Source organism: Floridaenema evergladense BLCC-F167 (genome assembly GCF_041929205.2).
GTDB lineage: Bacteria > Cyanobacteriota > Cyanobacteriia > Cyanobacteriales > Aerosakkonemataceae > Floridanema > Floridanema evergladense.
In genome coordinates, this window is record NZ_CM171625.1 from 2,788,945 (window position 1) to 2,808,628 (window position 19,684).

The 19,684-nt window shown below is 37.6% G+C and carries 19 protein-coding genes and 1 pseudogene; 8 read left to right on the forward strand and 12 right to left on the reverse strand.

Going from position 1 to position 19,684, the window contains the following annotated elements:
- Nucleotides 1–259 precede the first annotated feature (259 nt).
- The 4 genes from ACE1CA_RS13760 to ACE1CA_RS13775 form a co-directional block, all read right to left on the reverse strand.
- A complete protein-coding gene (locus ACE1CA_RS13760) occupies nt 260–1,294 on the reverse strand; it encodes an AAA family ATPase (protein ID WP_413281160.1) in 1,035 nt (344 codons plus the stop codon).
- The gene (locus ACE1CA_RS13765; RefSeq protein ID WP_413281161.1) at nt 1,294–2,346 is read right to left on the reverse strand and encodes a hypothetical protein; all 1,053 of its coding nucleotides are present in this window, start codon (nt 2,344–2,346) and stop codon (nt 1,294–1,296) included. Before ACE1CA_RS13765 ends, ACE1CA_RS13760 begins: the two co-directional genes overlap by 1 nt.
- A 239-nt stretch (nt 2,347–2,585) precedes the next feature.
- Nucleotides 2,586–3,290: a ThiF family adenylyltransferase gene (locus tag ACE1CA_RS13770; protein WP_413281162.1), complete on the reverse strand. Its 705-nt coding sequence runs from the start codon at nt 3,288–3,290 to the stop codon at nt 2,586–2,588.
- A 110-nt stretch (nt 3,291–3,400) separates the two neighbouring features.
- Nucleotides 3,401–4,051: a hypothetical protein gene (locus ACE1CA_RS13775; RefSeq protein WP_486517854.1), complete on the reverse strand. Its 651-nt coding sequence runs from the start codon at nt 4,049–4,051 to the stop codon at nt 3,401–3,403.
- Nucleotides 4,052–4,135: 84 nt separating this feature from the next.
- Between ACE1CA_RS13775 and ACE1CA_RS13780 the strand changes: the two genes are divergently transcribed.
- Nucleotides 4,136–4,435 (forward strand): hypothetical protein, encoded by a 300-nt coding sequence (locus tag ACE1CA_RS13780; protein ID WP_486517856.1) that lies wholly within the window; start codon nt 4,136–4,138, stop codon nt 4,433–4,435.
- An 80-nt stretch (nt 4,436–4,515) separates the two neighbouring features.
- On the opposite strand, the pseudogene ACE1CA_RS13785 reads toward ACE1CA_RS13780, so the two are convergent.
- The 3 genes and pseudogenes from ACE1CA_RS13785 to ACE1CA_RS13795 form a co-directional block, all read right to left on the reverse strand.
- A pseudogene (locus tag ACE1CA_RS13785) lies at nt 4,516–4,701 on the reverse strand (glutathione S-transferase); the annotation flags it as partial.
- A 143-nt stretch (nt 4,702–4,844) separates the two neighbouring features.
- Complete coding sequence (locus ACE1CA_RS13790; RefSeq protein WP_413280094.1) at nt 4,845–5,480, reverse strand: site-specific integrase; 636 nt, start codon at nt 5,478–5,480, stop codon at nt 4,845–4,847.
- Between the two features lie 728 nt (nt 5,481–6,208).
- Entirely contained in the window at nt 6,209–6,439 is a 231-nt protein-coding gene (locus ACE1CA_RS13795; RefSeq protein WP_413280095.1) for a hypothetical protein, read from the reverse strand.
- A gap of 91 nt (nt 6,440–6,530) precedes the next feature.
- Here ACE1CA_RS13795 and ACE1CA_RS13800 point away from each other — a divergent pair, with 91 nt between their 5' ends.
- Nucleotides 6,531–7,559 (forward strand): IS4 family transposase, encoded by a 1,029-nt coding sequence (locus tag ACE1CA_RS13800; RefSeq protein ID WP_413275569.1) that lies wholly within the window; start codon nt 6,531–6,533, stop codon nt 7,557–7,559.
- A gap of 53 nt (nt 7,560–7,612) precedes the next feature.
- On the opposite strand, the gene ACE1CA_RS13805 is transcribed toward ACE1CA_RS13800, so the two are convergent.
- Nucleotides 7,613–8,656 (reverse strand): hypothetical protein, encoded by a 1,044-nt coding sequence (locus tag ACE1CA_RS13805; RefSeq protein ID WP_486517858.1) that lies wholly within the window; start codon nt 8,654–8,656, stop codon nt 7,613–7,615.
- A gap of 29 nt (nt 8,657–8,685) precedes the next feature.
- Nucleotides 8,686–10,395, reverse strand: a complete 1,710-nt coding sequence (locus tag ACE1CA_RS13810) for a DEAD/DEAH box helicase (protein ID WP_486517860.1) — start codon at nt 10,393–10,395, stop codon at nt 8,686–8,688.
- 122 nt (nt 10,396–10,517) lie between these two features.
- Between ACE1CA_RS13810 and ACE1CA_RS13815 the strand changes: the two genes are divergently transcribed.
- Entirely contained in the window at nt 10,518–10,754 is a 237-nt protein-coding gene (locus tag ACE1CA_RS13815) for a hypothetical protein (RefSeq protein ID WP_413279377.1), read from the forward strand.
- The gene (locus ACE1CA_RS13820; protein WP_413279376.1) at nt 10,714–11,088 is read left to right on the forward strand and encodes a hypothetical protein; all 375 of its coding nucleotides are present in this window, start codon (nt 10,714–10,716) and stop codon (nt 11,086–11,088) included. The genes ACE1CA_RS13815 and ACE1CA_RS13820 overlap by 41 nt, the downstream gene beginning before the upstream one ends.
- 195 nt (nt 11,089–11,283) lie before the next feature.
- Here the strand turns inward: ACE1CA_RS13820 and ACE1CA_RS13825 are convergent, their stop codons facing one another.
- Entirely contained in the window at nt 11,284–12,936 is a 1,653-nt protein-coding gene (locus ACE1CA_RS13825; protein WP_413279375.1) for an iron uptake porin, read from the reverse strand.
- A gap of 665 nt (nt 12,937–13,601) precedes the next feature.
- On the opposite strand from ACE1CA_RS13825, the gene ACE1CA_RS13830 reads away from it, so the two are divergent.
- From ACE1CA_RS13830 to ACE1CA_RS13840, 3 genes are all read left to right on the forward strand, one after another.
- The gene (locus ACE1CA_RS13830) at nt 13,602–15,224 is read left to right on the forward strand and encodes an FAD-dependent oxidoreductase (protein WP_413279374.1); all 1,623 of its coding nucleotides are present in this window, start codon (nt 13,602–13,604) and stop codon (nt 15,222–15,224) included.
- Nucleotides 15,221–15,547, forward strand: coding sequence for a 4Fe-4S binding protein (locus tag ACE1CA_RS13835; RefSeq protein ID WP_413279373.1), 327 nt, complete (start codon nt 15,221–15,223; stop codon nt 15,545–15,547). The genes ACE1CA_RS13830 and ACE1CA_RS13835 overlap by 4 nt, the downstream gene beginning before the upstream one ends.
- Nucleotides 15,548–15,780: 233 nt before the next feature.
- Nucleotides 15,781–16,728, forward strand: a complete 948-nt coding sequence (locus ACE1CA_RS13840; protein ID WP_413279372.1) for a D-2-hydroxyacid dehydrogenase — start codon at nt 15,781–15,783, stop codon at nt 16,726–16,728.
- A gap of 420 nt (nt 16,729–17,148) precedes the next feature.
- Here ACE1CA_RS13840 and ACE1CA_RS13845 read toward each other — a convergent pair whose 3' ends face one another.
- Complete coding sequence (locus ACE1CA_RS13845; protein ID WP_413279371.1) at nt 17,149–17,673, reverse strand: DUF2808 domain-containing protein; 525 nt, start codon at nt 17,671–17,673, stop codon at nt 17,149–17,151.
- A gap of 960 nt (nt 17,674–18,633) precedes the next feature.
- Between ACE1CA_RS13845 and ACE1CA_RS13850 the strand changes: the two genes are divergently transcribed.
- The gene (locus tag ACE1CA_RS13850; RefSeq protein WP_459563657.1) at nt 18,634–18,999 is read left to right on the forward strand and encodes a four-helix bundle copper-binding protein; all 366 of its coding nucleotides are present in this window, start codon (nt 18,634–18,636) and stop codon (nt 18,997–18,999) included.
- A gap of 89 nt (nt 19,000–19,088) precedes the next feature.
- On the opposite strand, the gene ACE1CA_RS13855 is transcribed toward ACE1CA_RS13850, so the two are convergent.
- On the reverse strand, nt 19,089–19,628 hold the full coding sequence (locus ACE1CA_RS13855) for an acireductone dioxygenase (RefSeq protein ID WP_413279369.1): 540 nt from the start codon (nt 19,626–19,628) through the stop codon (nt 19,089–19,091).
- Nucleotides 19,629–19,684: the final 56 nt, after the last annotated feature.

A 19,684-nucleotide genomic window follows, 5' to 3' on the forward strand; every position in this document is an offset into this window, starting at 1 on the left:
CCAGAGTATTCTTAGAATAAGACTCATTCTCATTTTATCAGAGAAGCGGTGGATTGGCGGTCGCTCTTGATAAAAAACCCTAGAGAAGTTGTATACAGTAAAGCTCAAAGTATTCCCAAACCGCTCCTTTTTTCGCTTCACCGATTATCAAAAATTATCTGTGTAAGTTTTTTAGTCTATATCAACTTATTTATCTAACTGCTTGATCCTCTCTTTAATTCCGCCAAAAGCGATCGCAAACTTATTAAGCAAGCCCTAATTACTTATTCATAGCAAACAACTGTAGTAAATTTTCATACTTACAATATTTAGTTAAAATACTTTTTACATATTTTACTCGGGTTTCCAGTTCGCCTTGCAGTAAGAAAAAGGGAATTTTACGAATAATGAGTTCATTAATAATCTGTTTTTGAAATATTTTTCTATTTTCTTCTCCTGAACGATCCCAAGTATCATCATAAGGAATATCCGAGTCGCAAACAAATACTAAATCATAGCGAGATGCTGCTTGTTGGGCTAACTCAACTAATCTTGGTGCAACTTGATTGTGATAGGATAAAGAAAATAGATAAGTAGTAATAGCATTAGTATCTGTAAATAAGTATTGATTAGCTTTCTCTAATAATGCTTCTTCGCGCTCTAGATGTCCTTCAGCAATTTCCTCTAATTGTACTAAAGATAATCGCCGATTGATTTGATGCTTTTCCCAATACTCTCTTCCATATTCGGGCATCCAAACTGTGTTATATTCTTCTGCTAATTGTGCAGTAATTGTAGTTTTCCCTGTAGAAGGTGCTCCGAGGAAAACTATATTGGTAATCAAGTCACGATATACCCAAGGATGTAAATATTGACGAAATTTAAACAGATTTTTAAACAGATTATTCCTGATTTTTGTACCGGAAATGGGAACTTTACTGCGATGATAATCTACCAGACGATTAACTGCTTCTAGAGCTAAACTCATGTGTTCTCCATAAAATTCACTGGAATAAAAGTGTGTGATTCCTTGTATTTTTAGATGATTAATAATGTAATCTTCGTGCTTTTGCTTAATTTCTGGTGTATCTCCTACTTCCGTAGGGCCATCCCATGCTTTTATTACTTGGATGTTAGGGTATATTTTCTTGATCCAGTCGGCACGTATATTCAGAGGAACATTAGTTATTTCTGGGCAATCGTAAATAACTGTAATTACTTCATCCATTTCTGATAATGCTGTTTCCATTAACAGTTGATGCCCTTGGTGGAAAGGTGCAAATTTACCTAAAATTAGTCCCCGTTTTATATTCATTATGTTATAAGATATAAGCCAATCCAAGCTTTAAAGTAACAACCGTCTTCACTAATTTGGTAAGCAACATTCGGCGATAATTTGATGACAGGTTTGAGGGGAGTAATCCCTAAACATTTTAATTCAATTAAGCTATAATTCTGCACTTCTCCCTGCTCCCATTCAATTTGAAAAGGTCGGGTTAGTTCAACGTTTAACCCCACAATAGTTCCCCAGATTTCTAATCCTTCTCGTTGTCTGAAAACTCGCTCACCTAGTTTAAAGTTGTACAAGCCTTGTTCCTTAGCAAAACTGGCAATCTGTTCCGCCCATACTGCTGACCAAACTTCGTTTAATTCCTCAATATCATAATGTTCACCTGCTAATTGCGAAACCAACCCCTCAAATAAATGTTGTTTCTTCATTGTCGTTAAGCATGACAAATTTTCGTTAACAGTCTTAGCCATTTCTAAATGCAATTTAACTTTAGTTTTTAGAACGATTAAAGATAAATTGCTAGGTAGTTGAACCGAGATGGGAATATCTACTATACAAGCAAATAATTTTCCCGGAAACAGTTCTTTAGTCAACCGATATCGCTCTTCAAGAGAGCGGATAACCAAATGATGTTCGCTAACTTCTTCAACTAAGAAAGTATTCGGTTGATGAAACTTGACAAATTTAGTATTCGCTAGTTGAATAGTTATATTTGCTGGTAGTTCTACAATTGTTTTCAGTGGGACTAATTGAGGAATAATTGCAATTCCAAAAAATCGAATTTCGTCCAGCGTGTAAGCAAATACATCAGGTTGAGAATCGCTATTTCCATCCCAAGTAATCGTTATGGGTCGGTCTGTTTCACTTAATGCAGTTACTACTCCATAACATTGCCCTTGGGTTACAATATCTCCTAATTTAAATTGATGCAATTCAGGTAATTCTGGTTGCCTAAGAGAGGCTCCAAAAACTGCTATTACCTCTCTTACTTCTAAGGCTGGATTTTCTGACTCTAGAAGTTTGAGTAATTGATCTGGATTCCCTATAGCAATGTCGAGGTGGAAAAGTTGGCTCATGTTGTGTTAGGTTCTGTATTGTGTTATATTTTGGGAACAAATGTAGCGCGATCGCATTGAACCAATATCACTATTAAAGTAAGTAGCAAACCGTCTCAATCCTCCTGTTAATAGAAGAGATTTTACGTACTCTGTGGCTATGACAGCTATAGCGATTCCTAGTTAAGTGAGGTACAGCAAAACCCTTGATTAATCAGCAATTTAGCTCTTAGAGCCGTACCTCATCAGATCGAGAAACGCTATACTTGTTGATTTACAAATAATGCTTGTTGGTTACGCAATGCGATTTCTGCACAAGAAAGCATGGTACTACTGAGTTCTTCAGGTAGCGGTTTTAGTAATTCAGGATGCTGCAAAGTAGGGGAAGGTAAGTTAATACAAAAACTGGGTTTTTCTGGGTTGTCGAAAGCATTTTTTAGTTGAAATTGATTGGTAGAACCAAGTAACACTTGTCCCGAATTTGAATTGGCATGATTCCCACAATCCAAATACCAAATATCCGGTTCTTTATTTTGATTCAACTCCAGACATTGACTGATTTGGTAACGGGCTGCTGCATTATCCACACAGCCAATAATTATCGTTAAACCTGTCCACCAATTATCTAATAAATCTTGATGAAAAAGTTTGGGAATGGCAGTTAAATTGCTGCCTAATGCTAGGTTGTATCTAGTGGCTAGAACTAATGCTTTATTACTGCCAATTTCACTATCAATAAAGTTCTGTCTGGGAATGTTCTTCGCCTCAATAATATCCGGGTCTACCAAAGTACAAGTAACCTTCTTGTTGCTACTTGTTTCCATAACTTTGCTTAATCGAGCTAGGTTAGGAATTAGCCATCCTCCTGTTCCTCCTATGCCAACAATCCAAATATTAATTTGATGACTGTGACGAGTTAAAATTGGGACAGAATTACTGTAAGTTAGGTCTATCATATATTTCATAATTAACTAAATTTTTCAAAGACGGAAAGAATCAGTAGGTTTTAGTTGTACTGATTCTTGTGGTGGTAAGGAGAAATGATTATCGCAGAAAATCAGCTACAATTAATGCTCTAAGTTGGCACTTTTTCCACTAGCATCTCCGGTAATTCAAACACCCAACGTGCCGGAATTGAGTAAAAATGAGAATAAATGCCAATTCGAGTATTAATTGGACTTTGGACAAAGAAAAACTGCTTCGCGAGATTAAAACGCGAAGTAATTATAATTAATAATGAAGAATAGGGCTGATTTAAGCAGCAGTCTGTGTAGGAGATGGATTCTTTTTCATCTTTTTTTTGTGATAAGATTTTTCTTTTCGGGCGAGGAAGGGCTGACACCAAATTTCTAGCTGCCCATAATTGGATATAAGCCAACTGCGTTAGTTGAACCCAATTTTCTTCATGTTCTACATCTGGGGTTTGAAAAGAATTCATCAACAAACGTTGTTTGCTAAAACGCAAAGTATGCTCCATATCAAATCGTTGTCGGTAAGAGAGATAGCAGTCCATAATAGTTAATTCATTTCGCCGTTGGCCGAGTACAATTAACCACATCGGATGCCATAATTGCTGTCCAAATTCATCAGTAACTTGCACCTGTAATAAAGTAAAAGGATGTTCGTGCATCGGATATTCTCTGGTTCCGCGCATTAACATTTGATGCCAATTTTGGCGAAATTGCTGAAATTGAGCGAGTTGGTCTTCACAGGATATGGTAGACATCAAAAAATGGTAAAAGAGAGTTTTCGTTTTAAATAGTCGCGAAGTATTTTACCATTTAATTACACATTTGTTTTCTATCTAGTTATGAAGCACGCCAAACCAAAACTGGCTCCCAACTTAGCTAAAAGAGCAGAACGCTTAATTGGTACTACAAATTACAGGCGACTGAACCGATTTTTGAGCAAGCATTCATATCCCCAAAAGAAGAGTAAGTATAGACATTTGGGACGCGCTGGTAGTGAGGAGCATATTACCGCAGTAGTCCAGGTGGTTAGACGTAACCAAATTGATGAACTTGAACGGACAATTAATTCTTTAACTAATAGTTTACTTGACTTATATTATGACGGTGAAAGTGAGATTGTTCCCGATAAACTCGATTGATTAGTGTATAAATTTCTCACCCCACCTCTTGACATTAAAGCTTGTTAAACAACAATTTACTTCGCTCTCGTTAGTCGCGAAACGCTTTTCTTCTTTGTCCAAAGTCCAAAAGCATGATGATCCCGGTATAATGTCACTCGCACATCGGATTCACTCTTCCCAAATAAACGCAAATCAGCTTGAGCATTGGTTGGCCCATTAACCCTATCGATTTCATAGTTTGCCCTTGTTTCTAATTCTGGAAAGCTTAATTGGGTGATGGTCATGGAAGGTTATTAGGGTAATTTGCGATCGAGTCAAAACTGTATCAATCATATCCATACAACTGACTGTCTGTAAAGAAATGTAAAGTCTCTGACTAGGTGTTCTCAGGGCTAAGAATCTAGATATGCGTCTAGATTATCTATAGCTAATGAACAGGAGCAACAGGTCGCTTTGGATTATTCAATAACCTTTCAAAAGCCTGCTGCTGATGATGTTCATCCAACCAAGCATGATACGTCTGGATATGTATCGCTACAGAATGCCCCATTTGCTTCGCTGCTAACGACACCTCCAGTCCATACTCCATACTTCTGATTGCCCAAGCATGACGCAAATCGTAAGGGCGAAACTCTATTCCCTGGCGGCGAAAATATTGTGATACTCTTTGCCCTAATTCCTTATTATTCCTCCCTGTACACCCTGGCACTTTCACATCCATCAACTGCCAATACTCCACCCATTCGGGATGCAAAGGCCACACTCTTCTTTCCCCAGTCTTACCCTCCATCACTCGCAACACTCCCCCTTGTTTGGGAAACTGTTCTAAATCCAAGTGAAACACTTCATGGGGTCTGAGTCCGTAAGTTGCCAACATCCCAAAACACCATTGCCATTGTGGATGAGTAATTTTACCTCTCCAAAGTGCGATCGCTTCATCACTTGGTAGCTCTCGCTTGCTTACTTTCGTGGGCGAATAATTTCCGCTAAACCTTTTTACATCGAAATCAAAGTTAGCTATTTCCACTAATTTAGCCAAGGCTAAACAAGTTTTCTGCCGCATTCTTGTATTTAACTAGAAATTGTGAGTATAAGTTTTTACAAACTGCTTTTGGTTGATGATTTGATTGGCTAGAAAGTCGGAATTTTACTAGGTCAATCACGTAGAGGGTTTGAGTCTATTGGAGTAAAAATGATTACCTGTTGGCTATTACAGGTAGTCATTTTTGCTTTCTTCCATCTCTTAAGGAGGCAAAAATTATTCCCCTTAAAAGAATACACCACCCAATTTGAAAAACACGCTCATATCCTCTCTCAATTACTTCCCTAGTTTTTTCCCTAAATTAATCACGCTCTTATACTTAAGCTTTAAAAATGTTTAGTTTTATTTTATACTTAAAGTTTTACAGACGATTATTAGTTTTCATCAAGATAACAAATAATGTTTATAATCGATAATTTGATAAATTAGAATTTAAATATTATTTTATTATTTGATTAAATAAAAATTAAAATATTTTCATTGTTTCACTAAATTTAATTTTATTTATAGTTATTATTACTATGTATGTTAAATGAAATTATTGCTTAATTTTTTTAACTTTTTATTAAAAAATTCAACAGAAAATATCTCAAATACATTAATATAATTCATCAATTTTTCCTGATAATTTTTATTTGATAAAGGCAAGTTTTATCCAAAAATAATGGGGCTAATAATAAATAAAATCAGCTTTTGCACAATAAAAGCAAGAAAAAAGTGTTTGGCGTGAAGAAGCTGAAAAACTTAATTTATGAAACTTCATTAATTTTATCTTTTTGCATAAATTCTTGATTAGAGATAGCTATTTGTTGTTGAACTTCCTTTTGAATACGTGCCTCAAGAGATGTTTCGAGAAGTTTGAGCCTTTCTTCTATATTATCTAAGCGTTTATCTATATTTTTATTCATTCGTTCAATGGGTAAGCGAGGAAACCTTGTCGGTGTTCGCTCTAGACATTCCTCCTGACGGGGTGACAACAATCGGTAAACCCCTTACTGCGTGCGGGGTTTACCGATTGTTGTCAAAAAAAAGAGGTAGAATATTCTCAAGAAGACCTAATTAACGAAAATAATGAATTTATTACCATTATTTTACACCCAACACCTAAAAACTCAACTAAAAAAAGCAGAGTTTTTAATTTTATTGATATTAGTTGTGATGTTGCAACAGCATCGAAGAGTAAAATTGGAAGAATTGGCTAGTCAATTTCCTCAAAAAATTCTCTTTGAAAGTCGCCGGAAGAAGTTACAAAGATTTCTCTCGTTACCACACCTAACAATTGAAAGAATTTGGTGGCCTTTATTGACCTATTGGTTAACCAATAATTTTGCGCCAAACGAAGTATTGTACATTGCGATTGACCGCACACAATGGGGCTTAATTAATTTGATAGTTGTGAGTTTAATTTATGACAAAAGAGCTATTCCCATCTATTTTGAAGTTCTGCCGAATTTAGGCAATACAAATGCTGACAAGCAGATAGAAGTACTTTCTCAAGTCCTGCCATTATTAAGTAATTATAAAAAAGTGGTTTTAGGAGATCGGGAATTTTGTTCTGTGGATTTAGCCAAATGGTTGAAAAGCCAAGCCCAGACTTATTTTTGCTTACGCCTAAAACGAAATGAATACGTTGAAATTGCTCCAGAAATTTGGTGTCAATTACAAGAATTAGGTGTGACTCCAGGGATTTCAATTTACTTAGAGGGAGTTAAATTAACTAAAACTAAAGGTTTTGATCAAGCCAATATTGCCGCTAAATGGAAACGCAGTTACGGCGGCATTTCCACAGAAGAAGCTTGGTTTATTTTGACCAATCTTGTAGATTTAAAACAAGCTTTATCGGCTTATCAAAGACGATTTGGAATCGAGGAAATGTTTCGAGATTATAAAAGTGGTGGCTACAATTTAGAGTCAACAGGTGTCTCTGGCGACCGCTTAATTTCCTTAATTATATTGATTACTCTAGCCTACACTAGTTCGATTATGTCAGGAGAAAAAATCAAAAATAAGGGAGTAGTTAAATATGTCGGTCGCGTTCAGGAAAAACGTCGGAATCAGCGAGGTCGAAGAGCCGAGATGCTTATTCGGTCTACTTTTTAGCCATAGTTGTCACCCCTTCAGCTTGGATGAGAACGTGGATCGATCGCTACCATTCAAAAAGTTCCCCAAACGGTGGGGGAAATAATTTTGGCATGGAGATCGTCTAAATAAAAACTATAAACAGGCGTACCCGTTACCTCACAACGTAAAGGTTCAATATTCTTAGAAAAAGGATTCCATACCAAAGTAACAACTCGTTTCGCCTTTTTTCTAGTTAACTCACATTTAATATGCACAGTAGGTAAATGAATAATCATCACACTATGTAAATAAGCCTCTACTTGTAATGCGTAACGTTCGCGCACATCAGCTTTTTTCCTGAATAGTTCTCTATTAGTAGCGTCAATTCGAGCTAATTCCTTCTCCTTATCCTCATCTTCTAAACCCTTAGCAACAATTTTGCGTTGAATCTCCTGACTAATTGATTCATAATAACTATCCAACCTTTCTTCATCACGCTTCAAAGCTCTACTTAACTTGTTATACCAATTATTAAGATCGTTTTTTACCAACTTAGCCGCCGTACTTTCAATTAAACTAGATAACTCATCTGCCGACATTACCAGCTTAATATCATCATTATCAACCGGAATGCGATCGCTAGTCCACAATAAAGCATCACCAATTTCCACAGGCGTTACCCCAGTTAACTCATTAATCATAAAATCAACCATGCCAATTCTTTTCTCATCAGCATTAGCCGTATAAGCAACATGACACCAGAGATAACGAGTCATAGATGGACTAGCATCTTTATAGCGAATTAAACCATTTTGTGGCACTATTTTAGAAGTCACCATTTTCTCAAAGCCAGTAGTTTTCAAATAGCCATCATACTTAACTCCCAAAGCAGTAACGCTTCCCCTATAAGCTAACAGCGAAGCCAACTTATTCAGTAATTCCGAATGGTAGCTGACAAAATAACTATTAGGAACATCAACTTTAGTACTAAAAGTAACTTCCGAATCTACAGACAAAGCCTTAGCAATATTTTCTGTAAGCAATACACGCAAAGTTTGGGAATCACTAACTTCCGTCACTCCATCATATAGTTCCACCAGTTTAGCTAAAGTTTGTAAAATTGGATCTGAACTCATCGTAGATTATTAACTCACTAAGTTACACATTAAGCCTCAAAGTCTTCCCCAAAAATTTGGGTTTCTAACTCACTAGTTTCTCGATATTTATCTTTAGCTTTAATTAAATCGTCAGCCAACTGTTCAAAAGCTGTATTGAGCGTAGATGATGATTGATTCTTTAACCAAATATCAACTATCACCTCACTAAAATCAAACTCTTCATCCACATTCCCTAGAATAGTTTCTATTTCTCCCACTACCAACTCAAACATATTAATTTTATCATGGAGAATGCGTAAAATATATTCCTCAATACTCCCCTGCTGACAAAAGTTGAAAATAAACACATCTTGAGTTTGTCCAATTCGGTGAATTCGACCAATCCGCTGTTCTATTTTCATCGGATTCCAAGGTAAATCATAATTAACAATTGCCGAAGCAAACTGAATATTACGTCCCTCCCCACCAGTTTCCGATGCCAACAAAACCGGAACATTATCTCTAAAAGCGTCAATTGCCGCATCTTTTTCCTTTAAAGACATACTTCCTAAAAATTCTGCAAAAGAAATCCCAGCTTCTTGGAAAGTTTCGGCTAAATAACTACTAGTAGCCCTAAAAGTAGTAAAAACAATAGTTTTACTCTGAGATTGCTTTAACAATTCCACCAACCGTTTCGCCTTCTCTACTTGTTTAATTTGCGCCGCACGTCGGGTAAAAGTTTTTAATTCTTCATCCGGCAATCTTTGGGATAAATTCTTCAATGATTCAGCTAAAGCGCGACTAGAAGAGCCCGCCCTCATTAACAAATTAGTAGTAGATAATCTATCTAGCTTCTCGCCAGAAGAACGCAAAAACTGAGTTAAATCTTGATAAAGTTTCTCTTCCCCAGAAGAAGGAGTAACAGTAATAGTAGTAGCAAACCGTTTCGGTAATTTAACATCTACCAAAGAGCGAGTATTACGTACCATAACTTCTCGCATTAACTGGCGCAGTTTTTCCGGGTTTTTCGGAACTCGTCCATTCTTGGAATTAACATATTCTTTCTTAAAAGCAGCTTCAGTTTTTAATAATCCCGGCTTCAGAAGGGTGAGAAGATTAAATAATTCTACTAAGGAATTCTGTACTGGGGTAGCGGTAAGCATTAAAATAAATCTTTTATTTAGAGCATTAACAAGTTTCCAATTAAGAGTGGTACGATTCTTTAAGTGATGTGCTTCATCAACAATTACTAAATCCCAATTCCTTTGGGTAACGTGCGAATAATGTTTGGCAGATTTAGCGGTGTGAAGGGAAGCAATAATGCGATCGTGTGAAGTCCAAAATTCTTCCGGGGGAAATTGTCGTCCGGTATCATCAGTAGTGACAGTATCGATGTTAAATTTTTCTAGTAATTCCGATTGCCATTGAGAGACGAGAGAAGCCGGAGTCAGAACTAATAAAGATTGAATCATACCTCTGGCAAGATATTCGCAACAGATGAGTCCCGCTTCAATAGTTTTCCCCAGTCCTACTTCATCAGCCAGTAAAGCACGTCCGCCCAATTGTCTGAGAACTTTTCTGGCAGTTTCTATTTGATACCAATGTTTGTCGATTTTAGTCAATCCAGGTAAACATACCAGTTGGTCATAATCTGCCATTAACGACAAGGAAAAAAGCTCAATTCTAGCCTCATAGTATTCCACTGGGTCAATTAATCCTTGACAAAGGGCACTGAAAGTTTCGCTTTGGTTAAATTTGAAAGTATAGAGATTGTCCATCTTGGAGATATCAAGCGGGTAGAATCAGATTAAATTTTAGAACAATCGCGCCTGCTCCTGGGCAAAAGTTAGTGGAGGTGATATAATAGAGTTAATTAAACAACCTCCACTAACTAAACCCAATGGATATCGCCGCCCGCATTGCCACCCTTTATCAGCAAATCGAACAAATTGAAGCCGAAGGGGAAGTAGCCGCAGCTAACACTTGGATATCGAGTTTTGTGGTTCCCAAAGCGAATGGAAAGCATTACACTTACTACCGTCTGATGGAAGCTGCGCCCAAATCGAACAGTTCTGGTAAACAGGGCGTGGCAAAGGATGAAATACTATTTGGGAACTGCGAAGAGTCCAAAATATAAGTGTGCTGTAGGAGCGATCGCACGCCGCAATCAAATCCAAGTCTTAACCAGACGAATTAAACAATTGGAAGTGCTGGCACTAAAAGAAGAAAAGCAAATCGCCGCTGCTACAGCAGCCCCAGAACGAGTTAGTGGAGGTAATCTGGAACAGCCTGTCACGCAACCTCCACTAACTAACCAGCCAACCTCTAGAAAATGGCAGCAACTACAACAAGAATTAGACCGCTTAAACCAACACACTCAGCAATTAGTTGAGGCATTAAGTCAAGAAAGAATGTTTCGAGAAGCAATTACCCAAGAAATAGCGTCACTGAAAGCTATTGTGCACAATTAAAGTGGTGGAATGCGATACGCCTACGGCAGGCTACGCCAACGCTATGACAGAATACTGAATATTATCAATATACTAAGTTTTACGAGTGAAAGAACCAAGATTATACGGTTAAAGTATAGGGTAGGCAGGTTGGATAGTCTGCCAACTTGTCAGACTCATCCCTTAACCTACACTGTAACAGGAGGAAACATAAAACTAGAAAGTAAAACTGGTACGTAAAACCCCAATCCATATCGGTTCGTTAGCGTCATTATGATCGGGCTTAGTAATTACATAAACAATAGGGGTGACACTAATATTATTGTTTATGCGATAGCGATAAAAAGCCTCTATGTGTAAAGAAGTATCAGAATCTTCTGCTCGTCTTCCTCTAATGAGAAAATTATTACTAGTAACTTTCGGTGGTACACCAACGATTATGCCTCCTAAGTTACCTTTGGCAAATAAATCTGGGAAACCAAAGTTAATTGCACCATTGAGAATGGTTGCTTCATTTTCTTCTCCTTTAACTTGATGAGCAAGTGTATAACCGAACCAACCACCTAAATTAAATTTGGGGGTAAGTCTCCAGGTAAATTGAAAACCAAAGTTATCAGAAGTAGTCGGATTTTGTCCAAAAGGGCGATTGGCAAAAAAGCTACCTGTGCCTGATGTAACGCCGACACTGCCAGTAGTAAAATATTTCCGAGTGTAAGTTAGCCCTAAATCAAGTTGTCTACTAGGAGAAAAAGTTAATTGTCCTATGGCAGCAAAGGAACCGTTAAAAAGCCCTCTAGAATCAGCAGGGTTGGAAGCTTGTCCTGCGTCTGCTATGTAACCTAAGTTAACTCGAAATTGTGAGCTTAGTGGATAAGTGATTCCTGCACCAGCACCATCAAAAGCACGATAAACTGTGGGATTACGTAATCCAAACGCAGAAACACCAGCGCTAATAGCAGTATCAAATAAGGGATTAATAGTTGGCGCAAGGATATCTAAAGAAAGTCCTTTGGGACCTATGAAAATTACTGCTTTGCCTACAGCAAAACGATACATTAAGCGATCGAGTCTCACTTGAGTATCATTATTAGGTGAGTCCGGGCCAATCCGAGTCATGTTAGTTCCCGTAGTGGCAGCTAAGTTAGGAATGTTGTTGATTTGTAAGCGGGTAGAAAGTAAATCTTTTCCGCTAAAGCTAGTTTGAAAATCAAGTCTAGTACGTTGAGCAAAAAAGACATTTGTCTCATCTTTAGTGTCACGAGCACGAGTGTTATTAGCCCGATTGCCAAAGGTATCACCGATTAACCAAATTGAGTCACCGACTAACTTGGTAGTAGTAGAGAATTGATTAGCTTCTATTTGAGTAACCCGATTTTCTAAACTATCTATCCTTCCTCTTAGTTGGGCAAGTTCGTTAGCAAATTGTTCTTGGAGTTTTTGCAGATTAAATAAGTCTTCTTTCCTAACTAAATCAGCTGTAGAGGCTGCAATTAATTCCGAAATTCGATTCAAGCAAGCATTTAATCCTGCCGCAAATTCATAACGGGTCATAGCGCGATTACCCCGATAAGTACGATCGGGATAACCTTCAATACAACCATAACGTTCGACTAGGGATTGTAGAGCTTGAAAAGCCCAGTCAGTCGGTTGAACATCTGAAAGTTCTGATACAGATGTTACTTGAGACATCGAGTTGTTTATTTCGGGTTCAACTGATGTCAAATTAGAAGTTTGAGTTAAATTTTCTTTGCTAATTTCCGGTGTTACTGTGGGTACTTCTTCTATCGCAGTTTGAGCCAAAGCTGCTGAGAAAAAACTTACCCAAAAGACTGAAGTAGCTAACAATAATCTTCCAAATGTTCCGTTCATTTTAAATCTCAACTCACACGCAATCTTTCTTTGTTATTAAAATTTGAGAAACTTTTCGGTCTACTAAAAGTTGACAGTAGCGAAAAAGTAAAGCTATCAAGCTAAACAAGTGTTATCAACTTTCTGCATAAGTTTTCCTGTTTATTGAAGAACTGTATGCGATCGCAACTCAAGGACAAATGTATAAGATGCAACAAAAATTACAGAGATTAATTACCATCGTTACTGAGTAATGCAAAGTTTAACAACCTAGAACTTCTAAGTTAGATAAATCTACTTAACTTAGAATTTCTGGGTATTTTTGTCTAAACCAATACTACAGTTAATTGATAGGATTAGTGTAGTTATTAGTTGTTAAATGGAATAATCACACAGATTTTTCTAAAAAGCAAGTCCGCTCAACTAAATTTAGATCTGATTTAACAATTGAAATTTTTCTTAATCTTCGCTTCTTGATTTTTCAGTACAGCTGTGTCAAACTCTTTTTTATTGTTAACTACGGTAACTTGACCGATATGCCGTATTTTAATGTATAATCTACTCTCATGAACTAAAATGCGGCGAAAGTCGTGGTTGCGTCTTCATGGCAAGTTGCCGGACTGAGCAATCAAAAAAGACAGTTTTTGAGTAGGAATTTTCCTAAAGATATTGCTGTGAGGGATTAAATGATTAAGAATCGCTTGGTGAAATCTTCGCTAACAGATTTTGACCCAAACTTAGAAGCAGATGTATTAGTAATAGGTGGTGGGCCTGCTGGAACTTGGGCAGCTTGGAGTGCAGCAAATTCTGGCGCAAAAGTTGTTTTGGTAGATAAAGGTTACTGCGGCACTACTGGATGTGCAGCGGCATCTGGGAACGGTGTTTGGTATGTACCGCCAGACGCTGAAGCTAGGGAAAAGGCGATGGCGAGTCGGGAAGCTTTAGGGGGATTTTTAGCTAATCGTGATTGGATGGCAAGAGTTTTAGATCTCACTTATGCGAATGTGAATCTATTAGCTCAATGGGGTTATCCTTTTCCTAATGATGATGAAAATAAACCTTATCGGCGGTCTTTGCAAGGGCCAGAATATATGCGCCTGATGCGAAAACAAGTGAAAAAGGTAGGAGTAAAAATTTTAGATCATAGCCCAGCTTTGCAATTATTAGTTGATGAAAATGAAGCAATTGGAGGGGCAATTGGAGTTAATCGTCAGTCCGGGAATAAATGGATAGTACGATCGCCTTCTGTAATCATCGCCACTGGTGGTTGTGCATTCTTGAGTAAAGCTTTGGGATGCAATGTTTTAACCGGAGATGGTTATTTAATGGCAGCAGAAGCAGGGGCCCAAATGTCAGGAATGGAATTTTCTAACGCTTATGGAATTTCTCCGGCTTTCTCTTCAGTTACCAAAACTTTGTTTTACAAATGGGCAACTTTTACTTATGAAGATGGTACTCCGATTCCTGGCGCAGGTTCTCAACATGGGCGATCGGTAATTGCTAAAACTTTATTATCTCAACCAGTTTACGCCATTTTAGACCAAGCAACCCCAGAAATGCGGGCATCGATGCGTTTAGCTCAACCTAACTTCTTTTTACCATTCGATCGCGCAGGCATCGATCCCTTTACCCAACGCTTCCCAGTCACTTTGCGTTTAGAAGGAACCGTGCGTGGTACAGGTGGAATTAGAATTGTTGATGAAACTTGCGCCTCTTCCGTTCCCGGACTTTATGCTGCTGGAGATGCGGCGACGCGAGAATTAATTTGCGGCGGTTTTACAGGTGGCGGGAGTCACAATGCAGCATGGGCAATTTCTTCAGGTTTTTGGGCAGGAGAATCTGCTGCTGAGTATGCTTTGCGGTTGGGAAATGGAGTCAATAATCGACAATTAGAAGCAGTAGGTGAAGCGGTATTTAATGCGGGAAGCGATCGCACTTTTAATACTGACGAAATCATCCAAGCAACTCAAGCAGAAGTTTTCCCTTACGATCGAAATTACTTCCGCACAAACGAAGGTTTGAGTGCATCTTTAGATAGATTAAATCATCTTTGGCAGGAGATTCGTAACAGTCAAAGTGCTGATGAAAATATTGTCAAAGCGCGAGAAGCAGCGGCGATGGTAGCAACAGCTAGGTGGATGTATAACAGTGCGATCGCTCGTCAAGAAACTCGCGGAATGCACAAACATTTAGATTATCCAGAGTTAGATCCCAACCAACAACATTATTTAGTTAGTGGTGGTTTAGATCGAGTTTGGGTAAAACCTGAACCTGTAGTTAAAAAAGCTAAAGTTGGAGTCGGAGTGTGATTGAATTAGTCAGCGAATCTCGGTGTATTAAATGCAACCTTTGCGTTAATGTTTGCCCCACTAATGTATTTGATAGCGTGGCAAATGCTGCACCAAAAATTGCCAGACAAAGCGATTGTCAAACCTGTTTCATGTGTGAATTATACTGTCCGGTAGATGCGCTTTATGTTGCGCCAGAAGTAGAACCATTAAAGGAGGTAGATGAAAAAATTCTCGCAGAAACAGAACTTTTAGGTAGTTATCGGAAAAACATTGGTTGGGGAAATGGCAGAATCAACCGAGCAAAACAAGACGAAACTTTTGTTTTGTTGAAGTCCCTCTGATTTCAACGCTAATCTTTCTCACAACTTAAATGAAATTCGTATACATCTGCGTTTACTGAGATCTTGCACCAAAGAGGCAGAGCCTCTGTTCTTCGTTCCCAGGTTCAACCTGGGAACGAGACTAACGAGACTACGAGACTTTCGGAGGTTCCACCTCCACAGGTGCAAGATTTGAGTTTATCTGCTTTAAGAGCAAGCTTACTGTTTAGAAAAAATTTCGGGGGTTGAGGTCTTTGAAAGTAATTTTACCAAAAGAAGTTGTTGCTGATGTTCAGTTGCATTTACCCTCAAATTTAACTGTTCTTCCTGTTGATAGTGAGGGTAATATTGATGGTGATGCTAAAGATGCAGAAGTTTATTTTAATTGGTTTTATTTGAAGAAGGAAACTCTGCATAAAGTTTTAGCAGATGCACCCAAATTACGTTGGCAACATACGCCAAGTGCAGGTGTTAATCACATCCTGACACCGACTTTTTTGGAAAGAGATATTATTCTAACTAATGGTGCAGGAGTTCATGCAATTCCAATTGCAGAATTTGTCATTACTTATATGCTGTCTCATGCTAAACAGTTGCCCTCATTATACGCTTGCCAAGCTGAAAAGCTCTGGAAAAAAGGCTGGCCTATTAAAGAGTTAAAAGATGCAACTTTGCTAATTATTGGTGCAGGTGGAATTGGTCAAGAAATTGCGCTTCGTGCTAAAGCTTTTGGGATGCAAATTTTTGGCAGTCGTCGTCACCCACAAGCAATGCCTAATTTTGATTTGGTAGTTGATGCACAAGAATGGCGATCGCTTTTACCCAAAGCAGATTATGTTGTCATCGCTGCACCCCTTACCCCAGAAACTAAAGGAATGATTGATGCAACGGCGTTAAGTTTAATGCGTCCTAATGCTTATTTAATTAACATTGCTAGAGGTGCTGTAGTAGATGAATTAGCTTTGTATAAAGCTCTTAGCGAAGGTGCGATCGCAGGAGCAGCTTTAGACACTTTTTACACCGAACCTTTACCACCAGAAAGCCCTTTTTGGTCATTACCTAATGTTTTTGTTACTCCCCATTGTTCCGGCAATTCTCCCAAGGTAGTCGAGCGTTCTTTGGCTCTATTTTTGGATAATTTTAATCGGTATTCGAGCCGAAAACCTTTACGCAATGTGGTAAATAAAAAGGCTGGTTATTAAACTTAATTATATCCTCTCAACTCACTTCTGCTACAAATGTAGAGACTTTACAGCAGACATCTCTACATTTGTAACTTCTTTATTATGAGTTAAATGAAACTCTAAAACCAAGCTTAAATAAATAGCTTTAAGCTTGGTTTTAGGTTAAAAATACGCTTAATCGGTAAACAAACAGGAGTTAACAAAATTAACTCTAAATATGCCACGATTAAATCAAATAAGCAAGCAAAGAATTAAAATAAAAATATTTACTGAAATTGTTTAATTAATACTTGTTTTACTAAATTAGTCATGCAATAATCAAATTTAGCATAAAAAATACACCTTAAAAAAAGGTGTAGATAAAATAGGCTAATTGGAGATGATTGGCGATCGCACTTTAGCTAAAACTGAAAATGTTTTATAAGTGAGATAGCCCAATCAATCTTGGTAGAATTGTAAGCGACCAATACCAATACTTTGACTTTGAGTTGACGGCGAAGAGGTAAGCGCTGCTAACTCAAACAAGTAAACGCCTTCGTAAATGGGATTGCGGAAAGGTCGCAAAGCAATTGTAACTGTTTGACCAGGCGCTAATGGCTGGTTAAATGTGACCGTGGTTGTTTGGTTTTGGCGATCGTTAGTGGCAAGCGCGATCGCTAAACTTTCTCCTTTACGATCTGGTGTTCCCACGAAAGCATAACTACCTTTCTCATCAAAGCCAATTTGTTCTAAACCTTGTCTTTGAGTAAAGGTAACTCCCCGTACAGGTTCCCTAGAATTAGTTGGTACTTGCAGGGTGAAATAATAGATAGCTTGCTTAACACCAATTGAATTAAAAGTTGTTGTTGTAGCAACTAAAAGTGGTGATTCAGCTAAAGCCATTGTCGCTGGAGAAAGAGGTAATAAACAGCATCCAGAAACGACAATAAATAACGGTTTAACCCAATTCCGAATGTTTTTCATGTTCTTTGTAAATCAACTACCCTTTGCCAGCTTTTAAATAAGCGATCGTCACCACCACAAACTTGGTACTGGTTGATTGATTCCCCAGACCCAGCTTGTATACTTCCGAACAGCATGATTCACACCAGCCAGTGTAAATACACCAGAGGTTAATCATCTGTTGCGAAATCAAGTTTCGACAACTTACCTAAAAGTTGGCTTTTTCAGTTCCCTCGTTTTTAAATATTAACACTTGATCTTATTATTTGAGAGCAAAAACCTGTTATAACCTAATATTTGTAAGTTAACAAACCCGATAACTTTAGCGGTGATTGAATGTTTTAATTTAATTAAATCTATACTTATTCGATAATATTACTGGAGAATAACAAGCCAACTTGTAAATTTAAAAATGTTTTTTATATAAATATCTGTCTAAAGTAAGATTTTAATTATCTATAATTTTGCCATAGTCCAACATTAATAATGAAGAAGCTGTTAATTGTTTAAAGCAGGTATTTTACATAATCAACAGCTGATTAACTCAAGTCATTTAACAAAAATCAATTACCTATCAACCTTATTACAATTTAATGAAAATTTTATTTATTACCAACCTTTAATAAATTTATACTTTACTAAAATAGTAAACAAAAACTATTTATCAAGAAAGCTTGACACAAAAAATGTAGCAAAAATAACTGTATAGTTCCAAACTGAACTATTAGACTCCTTGCTTGTTAGAAATCCTACCAATGAAGTAGAGATTTAAAAGCTTTACTACGCAATAAGTCTGTAATAAACGGTGTTCTTAAACAAGTAGATTAAGGAATAAATTACTTAGCCTATAAACTTACTGAAATAAAATCTACAAAGCCTTAAAAACCCATTGACTCAGCCAAATATTTGCACTAAAACGTCTAATAAGCAATTCAAAGCAAAATTTAAAACTGTCCAGAAAAGCAAATAGAGGAAATTACCATGATGATGATGATGACCAAATCTATGACCACCGAAATGCAAACCTGTATGCAAGCTTTAATGGACTGTCAAAAAACTTGCATGGAAACCATGACTTACTGCATGGCTAAAGGTGGTGAGTATATGGACATGACAATGATGGCGATGATGCGTGACTGCGCCGAAATGTGCATGATGTGTATGAACATGATGATGGGTGGTTCCGAATTCATGGCACGCACTTGTATGCTTTGCGCGGAAATGTGCGATCGCTGTGCGATGACTTGCGAAATGATGCCTGATGATGAAATGATGATGGCTTGTGCAATGGCTTGCCGCAAGTGCGCTGAATGCTGCAAAACAATGGAAATGATGCCTACTATGTAATTTAATTAGCAGAATCTGGTTGGCAAAATAATAAGCAAGCACTCAAACTAAAAATTATTGGGCGCTTGCATTTCTCCTATTTTGATCATTTACAAGTCGCTCAATTTTGTACCTGTATATTGTGGTATCCAACCTTCAACATTAGCAAAGTAGCGCACTGCTTTAAAATGCAAAGTTGCAGAGGGACTAAACCAATGTTCAACTTCAGTAGGAATGTGTAAATAATCCTGCGCTTCAATTAAAAGTTGTAGCTGACTACCATCAGGTTTGATCAAACCAAAAATCGCCTCTCCTGCTAATACATAGTAAGCTTCTGGAGCGTTGTGAGTATGGTAACGGCTGTAAGTAGTAACTAGTGTATGCAAATTGGGCGAACCTGGATGTAAAACCAGCAAATCATTCCAAAGAAAACCTCCTTCCTGTTTCAGGAACTCAAATAAGCTGTTATGAAGCTCTAAAATTTCTCGCTTTTGGGTATCAGCTAACATATCTTGGTTCGGTAAGTCAGGAAACAGAAGTGCCGATCCAGGGTCAAAGTGTCTCAGTTGAATATCCAGAGGAGTAATTTCACGCTCAATATCGCTTAAGTCGTGGTAAATGGTGTTGTTTTCCAGCAAGAGTTTAGCCATCGGTCGTAAAAGATAAAGCAATTATTAAGACTCTGCGAAATTCGCATCATCTATAC